1 protein-coding gene is annotated in these 1,671 nt (G+C 74.0%); it reads right to left on the bottom strand.

Annotated elements, in window-relative coordinates; all coding sequences use genetic code 11:
- Positions 1-57 precede the first annotated feature (57 nt).
- The coding region (locus VR44_RS46985) for an SDR family oxidoreductase (protein WP_052713524.1) at positions 58-1,671 on the bottom strand (1,614 nt) is incomplete at its 5' end.

Genomic DNA, 1,671 nt, shown 5'->3' with positions numbered 1-1,671 from the left:
GGAACGGAGGAAGGGCGGGGCGGGGAGACGGCCCCGCGCAGCGGCCCCCGAACAACGTCACCCCAGCAACGTCCCCCCGGTCGCATCGACGAACGACCCCGTGATCCACCGAGCCTCATCCGTGGCGAGGAACGCCACCACGTCCGCGACATCCTCCGGCTCACCGACCCGCCCGAACGCCGACAGCCCCGCCATCTGCTCCACCACCTCGGGAATGTCGAACACCGGGTTCCCGTTCCGCGTGATCCCCGGCGCGACCGAGTTGATGGTGATCCGGCGCGGCCCGAGCGCCTTCGCGAAGTGCAGCGCGAGCTGCTCCAGCGCGCCCTTGCTCATCGCGTAGGCGATCTCGTCCGGATTGGCGAACCGCGTCAGCCCGGACGAGATGTTGATGATCCGCCCCCCATCGGGCATGTTCCGCAGCGCCCGCTGGATCAGGAAGAACGGCGCCTTCGCGTTCACCGCGAAGATCCTGTCGAACTGCTCCGGCGTGACCTCGTCCGCACCGACCCCGCCCATCACCCCGGCGTTGTTCACCAGGATGTGCAGGTCGGTGGAGCCGGTCCGCTCCCGCAGGTCCTCCTCCAGCACGGCGAACAGGCCGTCCACGTCACCGTCGACACCCAGCTCGCCCCGTACCGCGAAGGCCCGCCCGCCGTCCTTCTCGACCGAGGTGACGACCTCACGGGCCGCCGCCTCGTCCCGGTTGTAGTGGACGGCGACGAGCGCGCCCTCCTGCGCGAGCCGGATCGCGGCCGCCCGGCCCATGCCCCGGCTCGACCCGGTGACCAGCGCGGTCCGGCCCGTGAGCCGCTCCGCGCCCACACCCCGCCGGACCCCGGCGAGAGCCGCGTCGGCCGTACGGACCGGCACCGGAACGGGACCGGCCACCACACCAACCGGGGCACCGGAATCCCGTACCCCCGCACCCGCACCCGCACCGGACCCCCCGGCCCCGAACCAGCGCGTCAGCGCCTCGTCGAGCGCCCCCGCCTCCGGCCCGCCGGCCCAGACCACGTACCCGTCGGGCCGCACAAGAACGCCCCCCTCAGGCACACCGGCCACACCGGCCACACCGGCCGCACCGCTCCCACCCGCAGCCGACACCGAATCCGCGGCCACGACCCGGACCCGTTCCCCCCAGGCCCCCGCCGCCCGCGCGAGCTCCGCCCGCCGTGCCTCGTCACCCGGTGGCAGGAGCAGCAGCCCCCGCCCCGGCCGCAGCAGCTCCAGCGTGGTGGTGCTCCCCTCGGCGGTGGTGACCTCCCAGGCCGGCACGCGCGAACCGGTCAGCCCACGGCCGTCCCCGGAGGCCCCGGCCTCCCCCACCTCGTGGCGGACGGACAACCCGGAGATCAGCCCCGCCAGATGCGTCCGTACGTTCTCACTGGCGCTCAGCTCCGCGAACACCTCCCGTACCGCGTCCACCTCGGGCCCGCCGAGCAGCAGCAGCGCCTGGGTCCTGACGTTGCTCTGGACGCCCTGCCCGACCGCGTGCCGCTCCTCGTGGTACGTGTCCAGCAGCGCGTCGGTGCCGTGCCCGGCGATCCGGGCGCCCAGCTTCCAGCCGAGGTTGAAGGCGTCCTGCAGCCCCAGGTTCAGGGCCTGGCCGCCGATCGGCATCTGCTGGTGCGCCGCGTCGCCGGCGAGCAGCAGCCAGTCCTCCCGGTA

It is taken from the genome of Streptomyces katrae, from assembly GCF_000966975.1.
In the GTDB taxonomy this organism is placed as follows: Bacteria; Actinomycetota; Actinomycetes; order Streptomycetales; family Streptomycetaceae; genus Streptomyces; species Streptomyces katrae.
This window is presented reverse-complemented; position numbering and strand designations above follow the sequence as displayed.